The sequence below is a fragment of the Pseudoalteromonas shioyasakiensis genome, from assembly GCF_022398475.1.
In the GTDB taxonomy this organism is placed as follows: Bacteria; Pseudomonadota; Gammaproteobacteria; order Enterobacterales; family Alteromonadaceae; genus Pseudoalteromonas.
Genome location: NZ_JAKEVM010000041.1, coordinates 23,872 through 31,463 on the forward strand (window position 1 = coordinate 23,872; position 7,592 = coordinate 31,463).

A 7,592-nucleotide genomic window follows, 5' to 3' on the forward strand; every position below is an offset into this window, starting at 1 on the left:
GGAAGCGGCTCAATAAGCCGCTTTTTTTATCGCAGTGATTAAGAAATCAATATTATTGGTTGTGATTTCATGAGTGAAACTGATTCTAAAGGTATGCTCAGCTTGCTCTCGAGTTAACCCTAATGCCGTTAAAACATGTGAAGCTTCTATCTCTTTTGAAGAGCATGCAGACCCTTGAGCAAGACAAACAGAATTCTCATTATCACGAACCAGTACACCTACATTAGTTTTCGGAAGAGATAATGAAAGTATGTGAGGTAAAATATTACCTTGCCCGTTTACGAGATATTCGATTTCATCTTCTTCTAATTTTTTTAAGAAGTAAGATTTAAGGGTATTATTTTCAAAATTGCTATACGCTTGTGGAAACACTTCGATTGCTTTACCAAAACCAATTATTAATGGTGCTGCAACAGTTCCACCTCTTAACCCATCCTCTTGACCTGCGCCATGTATAACAGGTAGAAGATTACGTTTTCTGAGGTCACGAATATAAACAGCACCAATTCCTTTAGGTCCACCAACCTTATGTGCAGAAAATGACATTACATCAATATTCATCTCGTCAACGTCAATATCTGTTTTGCAGAAACTTTGAGCTGCATCTGAGTGAAAGATGATACCTTTTGAAAAGCAAAGCTCACCAATTTCTGCAATAGGATTAATTGTGCCAAGTTCATTATTCACATGCATTATAGAGACAAGAGCTGTGTCTTCTTTTATTGCTGCTCTAACACTTTCAGCTGTAATCACGCCATTAATATCTGGTTTTACAAGCGAAATCTCATAACCTAGTTTTTGAAAGTAGTCGCAGATTGCAAAAATGCATTTGTGCTCAATTGATGAAATCACAATGTGTTTTTTAGTTTTTAGGTCTTCATCACCAAGCAATATACTTTTAAAAGCTATATTGTTTGATTCTGTTGCGCCACTGGTGAAAACTATTTCACTTGGAAAAGCCCCTATTTCATCAGCTAATAGCTCTCTTACCTCATTGATCTTATCTAACGCAGACTCACCTAAAATATGACTGGATGCAGAGTTTGCATAACAACTCTCAAATGCGCCTATCAATGTTGATTGTACTTCAGGTAATATTGGATAAGATGCTGCTGAGTCAAGATATATCATAAACAAGTCCCTAATATTTAGTATTTTAAGGTTATCACAAGCGAGCCTAGGTCACAGACACTTTTTATGCTAAAACTTTAAAAGGTTATTTAGTGTAAAACTGAACTTTATGGCTCAAAGTAAGTTGAATAACCATGAAAAATATAGGTTTTTTCGATGAATGAAATAATAACTCTAATTTATTGAAGAGGATTTTAGTGCAGAAATGCACTACGGCAGGGTACAATCAGTTTACAGGTTTTGTTTTATCAGACTAAAGAACTATCAAAAACTTGAACAATTTTTAAAAATAGCCCCGTGTTATTGAGCTTTAAAGGATATCAAGCTCTATGCAAATACCTAATATTGAATTTCATCTCCCGATTAGGCGGTTACTGGAAGCAGTAGCCACTTCAAACGTGGAGATAAAATATGAAAAAATCGCGCTCATTAAGGCGTCATCATTACGCTAGATTAAAGAGTAAAGTTGTAAACCAAACTTACTTTGGTCATAGCAAAAACGATTGGTGTTGTGCACTTGAAAACAAAATTGGTTTTTATGCTAACACTGCAAAGTGCACTTCTTCGGCACTTAGCTCAAACCCAAGAAACAATAAATGGAATTCAAAAAAGCATCAATTAACGCTGCAAGAACGCAGAAGTGAACTTGATGCAAAAGAGTTTAATTACTAAAGCTAAAAGGTCGGCAATTGCCGACCTTTTTGGTATTTGAACTTCTATTACAAAGCCAAACTACTATATCGTTCTTCTGTGCAGAATGGCGTTTAGCCATGTTTCTGTGGCGCGCTCAGGGCGTTGGTCGGCGCTTTGCCATGACTTGAGGATAAACAGGTCGGTGCCTTTAATAATGCTCTCAAGGGCTTGTTCGTTTAGGTCAGTAAATTCGCGACCGTTGTGTTCGCGCTCGCCTTCGCCGTATTTAAACGATACATACACGATGCCTTGTGGCTTTAATGCGCGGGCAAGGTTATTGAATGCGTCGGTTAAGTCGTTTTTTGCTACGTGAATAAGGCTTGCGCAGCACCAAATGCCGTCGTATTTGGCAACGTCGTTTAGCTCTAGAAAGCCGCTTACTGCTACGTCTTGGTTTAAGTATTCTGACGCCAGCTTTGCCATAGCTGGGCTGATATCGAATGCATCTACGCTATAACCACGCTCTTTAAAGATGAAAGCATCGCGACCAGAGCCACAACCGGCATCAAGTAAAGCGCCTTTTTTTGGGATCAGCGGTAAGAACTCGTCATAAAGTTCATTGAGGTCTACATCGAGTGTGGCATCGACAAATGCTTGCGCATTTTGGTTGTAGTATTCGACGGTTTTGGATGCCATTTTACTTCCTTTATATTGGCAAGATTGCTTGGCGCTAAAATACCATTAAAGCTAGGTAACGCAAAGGATGAAATGTGATTTTAGATGCTAAGAATCAACGATTTTAGAATGGATATTAGAAGTTAGTTGGAGAGAGGAAGAAGGTAGTAGTTACGAGGTGCGAGGAACGAGATACGAAGGACGAGGTGCGAGGTGCGAGGGACGAGATGCGAGGGACGAGATGCGAGGGACGAGATGCGAGGGACGAGATGCGAGGGACGAGATGCGAGGGACGAGATGCGAGGGACGAGATGCGAGGGACGAGATGCGAGGGACGAGATGCGAGGGACGAGATGCGAGGGACGAGATGCGAGGGACGAGATGCGAAGGACGAGATGCGAGGGACGAGGTGCGAGATGCGAGATGCGAAGGACGAGATGCGAGGGACGAGGTGCGAGATGCGAGATGCGAGGTTTTATACTTTTAACTCAACAACATTGCACAATTGGCAATTTACTAGCACTATTATGTATTAAGAAGACTTTAGTCTGAGGTAAGCATGCACGACAAGCAAACTCATTGCCAGCCAACAGGTTGCAATAACTGTAAAGACAAATTAGAACTTGGTTTTGATTTTACAATGGCTTTTCAGCCAATTATTGATTGCACCGATAAACATATTTTTGGCTATGAGGCTTTAGTTAGAGGGCCTAATAATGAGTCGGCTTATTCTGTTATCTCACAAGTTAACGATGAGAACCGTTATACCTTCGACCAGCTTTGTCGTATTAAAGCTATTTCGCTTGCAGCTAAGCTGAAGCTTGATTCTATTTTGAGTATTAACTTTTTACCTAACGCGATTTACAAACCTGAGCGCTGTATTAGAACAACCCTTGAAGCTGCTAAACAATATGACTTTCCGGTAGAACAAATTATGTTTGAGTTTACCGAGGTTGAAAAGGTTGAAGACAGTACGCACATCAAACGTGTTGTTGAGTATTACCAATCACTCGGGTTTATTACCGCAACCGACGACTTTGGCTCAGGGTATTCTGGTTTAAATTTATTGGCTGATTTTCAGAGCAATATTATTAAGCTCGATATGGAGCTGATACGCGATATTCATTTAAATAAAGCACGACAAATCATAGTGAACCATTGTATTGCTATGTTTGAAGAGCTCAACATTACCGCCCTTGCCGAAGGCATTGAAACAGTTGAAGAGTATCAATGGTTGCGCCAAGCTGGCGTAAGTTTAATGCAAGGGTATTTCTTCGCTCGCCCAGGGTTTGAGAGCCTACCAGAAGTTGATTTTAGTAAGTTGGAGTAAGTCCGAGTAACGAGAATCGAGTTGCGACAAAACAAGAGCTTTCAGCCGTAAGCCCTCAGACGCATGAAGACATTAGGTGCTAGGTTTTGGGCGCTAGGCGCTAGGACGCGATGTTAAATCGCTGCTACTTGTTCGGCGTAAAAACGCCTCCTACATCTCGCAACTTTCTCCTCGTATCTCGAAACTCGCATCTCTTATCTCGTAACTTTCCCCTTTACTCTTTCCCCTTGTAACTCGCTCACTTAAGACACTTCCCGGCTAAAGCCAGTCCTACACGGGAAACATTAGGTGCTAGGCGCTAGGACACGATGTAAAATCGCTGCTACCTCGCATCTCGCAACTTTACTCTTTCCCCACTTTTAGTACCGTTTTTGTGAAAAATAACAACTTATTCGTTGATGTAGTTACAATTTATCTGTAACTTGTGTCGCCCATTTCGCTACGCACGACTATAATATTAAGCGAAATCAACATTTTCATACTAAATACTAGGGATACACAATGAAAAAACTTCCTATTGCATTGGCTCTATGTGCTGCTTTTGTGTCTGCAAACACAATGGCAGAGGTTCGCATAAACGGCTTTGCTTCTATTGTTGGCGGTAAAGCCCTTGACGACGACGCTACTCTTTACGGTTACGATGACGATATTTCGTTTAAAAACGAAAGTATGTTCGCATTACAGCTTTCTGCAGATTTACAAGAAAAGCTGAGCGCTACGGCACAAATTGTGGCGCGTGGTAGTGATGATTTTGATGCTGAATTTGAATGGGCTTATTTAACTTATGAGTTCAGCGATGAGCTACAAGTAAGTGCTGGTAAAATGCGCGTGCCTTTTTACCGTTATTCAGACTTCTTAGACGTTGGTTACACTTACCGTTGGGTTCGTCCGCCGCAATCTGTTTATAACCTCCCGTTTTCAACGTATGAAGGCCTAAGCCTGTTACATAACACGCAATTAGGTGATTGGGATTCAACCGTTCAAGTTATTTACGGTAGCTTCGATGGCAACATTGCTGTGGTATCGGTTAATGGCGATACAGAGCTTAATGATATTGCTGGTATCAACTGGACGATGAGCTATGACTGGTTCAGTGCTCGTGCTGCGTACTTTGTAGCCGATACAACAATTGCAATTGAAAACGACACAGATGCAGGTGTTGCACTTAATGGCCTTGAGCAAACTCTTCGCGCTGCCGGCTTTGTTGATCAAGCAGATGATATTGCGGTAGACGAAGATGACGGCTCTTTCTTCGCTGTGGGCTTTTCAATTGATTACAACGACATTTTGTTTGATGCTGAATACACTGAGTTTGAAGTAGAAAACAGTGCTCTTGCTAAACAAACTCAATACTACACGTCTGTTGGTTACCGTATGGATGAGTGGATTGTGCACTTAACTTACGAAAATAACGACGACAAACACGATAGCAATCGCTACAACGCGCTACCTGCAGTACCTGCTTTAAACGCGGGTATTAATCAGGTGCTTGAAGGCGTTAGAGCAAAAAGCAATGTGTATACCATTGGTACTCGTTATGACTTCCACCCATCTGCTGCATTAAAAGTAGATTTCAGCCGCTTTAAAGATGACATTTCAGATACAGAAACCGACGTTGTTGCTGTTGCTGTTGATTTAGTTTTTTAATTGGAGCTCATGATGAAAAAATTATTAATCGCTACAGCAATGACTCTTTGCTCGCACGCTGCATTTGCTGAGGTTGCTGTTATTGTAAATCCTGCAAATGGCAATGCTATTGATGAAGGAACAATCAAAAAGATTTACCTTGGCAAGACAAAATCGTTTGACGATGGCACTAAAGTAAACCCGGTAAACCAAGACGGCAACAGCGTAAGCGATGAGTTTAACGATAAGGTGGTTGGTAAGTCGGGCAGCCAGCTTAACGCTTATTGGTCAAAACTGGTATTTACTGGTAAAGGTACGCCACCTGAGAAACTAGCAAACGATCAAGCTGTTATTGATTTTGTTGCAGCCAACGGCGACGCCATTGGTTATATCGATGCAGCAAAAGTAACTGATAAAGTTAAAGTAGTCGGTACTTATTAAGTCTTTACTTTCATTAATAAAAAACCAGGCAATTCAAATGTGCCTGGTTTTTTATGCGCTTAAATTACTCAATTTTAAATTTAGCTGTGGCGTCGAGCAACGAATCAGAAAGGTAATGAAGGTTTTTCGCGACATCACGTACCGCCGACAATGAATCCATTGTTTCTTCAAACGACATATGCATATTCGACACGTTCTCAACAACCATACTAGCAACTGATGTTTGCTCTTCGGTGGCTGCGGCGATTTGCGAATTCATACCGTTAATTTCTAAAATCTGCTCAGAGATTTTATCTATCGATTGCCCTGTATTTTCTGCTGCTTCGGCATTGTTTGTAGCCATATCACGAGCCGAATTCATAGCATTTACCGCATGGCTTGCTGCGGTTGTCAAAGTTGAAAGCAGCTCCCTGATTTCGTTAGTTGAGTGCGACGTTCTTGAGGCAAGCTCACGTACTTCATCTGCTACAACCGCAAAGCCACGGCCTTGTTCACCGGCACGCGCAGCCTCAATAGCCGCATTTAAAGCAAGCAAATTGGTTTGCTCTGCAATCGAGGTAATTACGTTTAAGATTTGAGTCACATTTTTAGTGTCATTTGCCAGCTGGTTAATTGTTGATGCCGCTTGGTTAATCTCATCACTTAATGTTTTTGACTCAGTCACAGAGCGCTGTATTTGCGTTCTGCTTTGCTCAACTTCGCGCTCAGCTGTTTGTGCAGCTTGTGATGCATTTGCCGCTGAATGAGAAATATCAGCAACACTTTGACGCATTTCTTCCATCGACTGTTTAACGATTTCGGCATCTGATGTTTGTTTGGTTGTTGCGCGCTCTGCACGTTCCATACCTTGTACAAGTCGCGTTGAGTTCTCCATTAATGGTTCACAAACCGCTATTACCTCAAGTACCGCAGCTTTTAACAGCTGTATAAACGCATTAAAGTTAATTGACACTTGGCCAATTTCATCTTTAGCGTGAACTTCAAGTTGGGTGCTTAACGAGCCTTTACCGTCAGCTAATAGACGTAAGTTATTTGCCGCAGCACTTGCTGATGAGCCAATTCCTCGAGCAATCCAAATTGAGGTAGCAATAAGCAGAATCAGTGACACTACAGACACAATAAGCATTAAGTTTAGTGCATTGTCTGAACGGGCTTTAGTTGCTTGCACTAGTTCAAAAAAACGGTCGTCTGCACGGGTTTGTGCACGTTTAAATCCCGCTAAAACAGCCTCATATTGCTGTGTTTTTTGCTGTGCTTGCTGCTGAATTTTACTAAAGTCAGCGGTGCCATCGATCATTGAAGTGGCAATCATCGACGAGGTTTGCGCATAAAGCTCTAATTGTTTTTTTGTATCGGCTTGCACATAGCTGTCGTTAATGCTGATGATGTTTTGTAGGTTTTCATTAATCTTTTTATACGTTTGTGAAGCACTATCGACTAAGTCTGACTCACCAAACGTGACTGCTTGAGTGTATAACTCATCTAGTTTTTCGAGTAATGCTACATTTTCTGAAGTAAGTTTTACTACCTGATAAGACGACTTTTCTAACTCGTCGAGCGAGATTTTATTGTCATTCATCGCGATATAGTTCGTCACCACGATAATGACAAATGCCGTTATGGCAATGCATGTTATAGCGTGTATTTTTTTTGTGATGCTCAAATTGTTGAAAGAAATACCTGCAGACATTGAATCCACCTTTGTTGTCATATTACTTAGTATTATCGCCTGATTTCCCTAAAGTATTAACTATAT

At 41.1% G+C, this 7,592-nt stretch carries 7 protein-coding genes; 4 read left to right on the plus strand and 3 right to left on the minus strand.

Features of this window, described 5'->3' with window-relative positions; all coding sequences use genetic code 11:
* Positions 1-9 precede the first annotated feature (9 nt).
* Complete coding sequence (locus L1D51_RS09580; protein ID WP_239963537.1) at positions 10-1,131, minus strand: cysteine desulfurase family protein; 1,122 nt, start codon at positions 1,129-1,131, stop codon at positions 10-12.
* A gap of 411 nt (positions 1,132-1,542) precedes the next feature.
* On the opposite strand from L1D51_RS09580, the gene L1D51_RS09585 reads away from it, so the two are divergent.
* Complete coding sequence (locus L1D51_RS09585; protein ID WP_239963538.1) at positions 1,543-1,803, plus strand: hypothetical protein; 261 nt, start codon at positions 1,543-1,545, stop codon at positions 1,801-1,803.
* A gap of 63 nt (positions 1,804-1,866) precedes the next feature.
* On the opposite strand, the gene L1D51_RS09590 is transcribed toward L1D51_RS09585, so the two are convergent.
* Positions 1,867-2,460 (minus strand): class I SAM-dependent methyltransferase, encoded by a 594-nt coding sequence (locus L1D51_RS09590; RefSeq protein WP_239963539.1) that lies wholly within the window; start codon positions 2,458-2,460, stop codon positions 1,867-1,869.
* Between the two features lie 538 nt (positions 2,461-2,998).
* Here L1D51_RS09590 and L1D51_RS09595 point away from each other — a divergent pair.
* From L1D51_RS09595 to L1D51_RS09605, 3 genes are all read left to right on the plus strand, one after another.
* Positions 2,999-3,769 carry an EAL domain-containing protein gene (locus L1D51_RS09595; RefSeq protein WP_239963540.1) on the plus strand — a complete coding sequence of 257 codons (771 nt, stop codon included), beginning with the start codon at positions 2,999-3,001 and terminating at the stop codon, positions 3,767-3,769.
* Positions 3,770-4,270: 501 nt separating this feature from the next.
* The gene (locus tag L1D51_RS09600) at positions 4,271-5,416 is read left to right on the plus strand and encodes a porin (RefSeq protein ID WP_055022127.1); all 1,146 of its coding nucleotides are present in this window, start codon (positions 4,271-4,273) and stop codon (positions 5,414-5,416) included.
* Between the two features lie 12 nt (positions 5,417-5,428).
* Positions 5,429-5,836: a type 2 periplasmic-binding domain-containing protein gene (locus L1D51_RS09605; protein ID WP_239963541.1), complete on the plus strand. Its 408-nt coding sequence runs from the start codon at positions 5,429-5,431 to the stop codon at positions 5,834-5,836.
* Between the two features lie 64 nt (positions 5,837-5,900).
* On the opposite strand, the gene L1D51_RS09610 is transcribed toward L1D51_RS09605, so the two are convergent.
* Positions 5,901-7,526, minus strand: coding sequence for a methyl-accepting chemotaxis protein (locus L1D51_RS09610; RefSeq protein WP_054563205.1), 1,626 nt, complete (start codon positions 7,524-7,526; stop codon positions 5,901-5,903).
* Between the last annotated feature and the right edge of the window lie 66 nt (positions 7,527-7,592).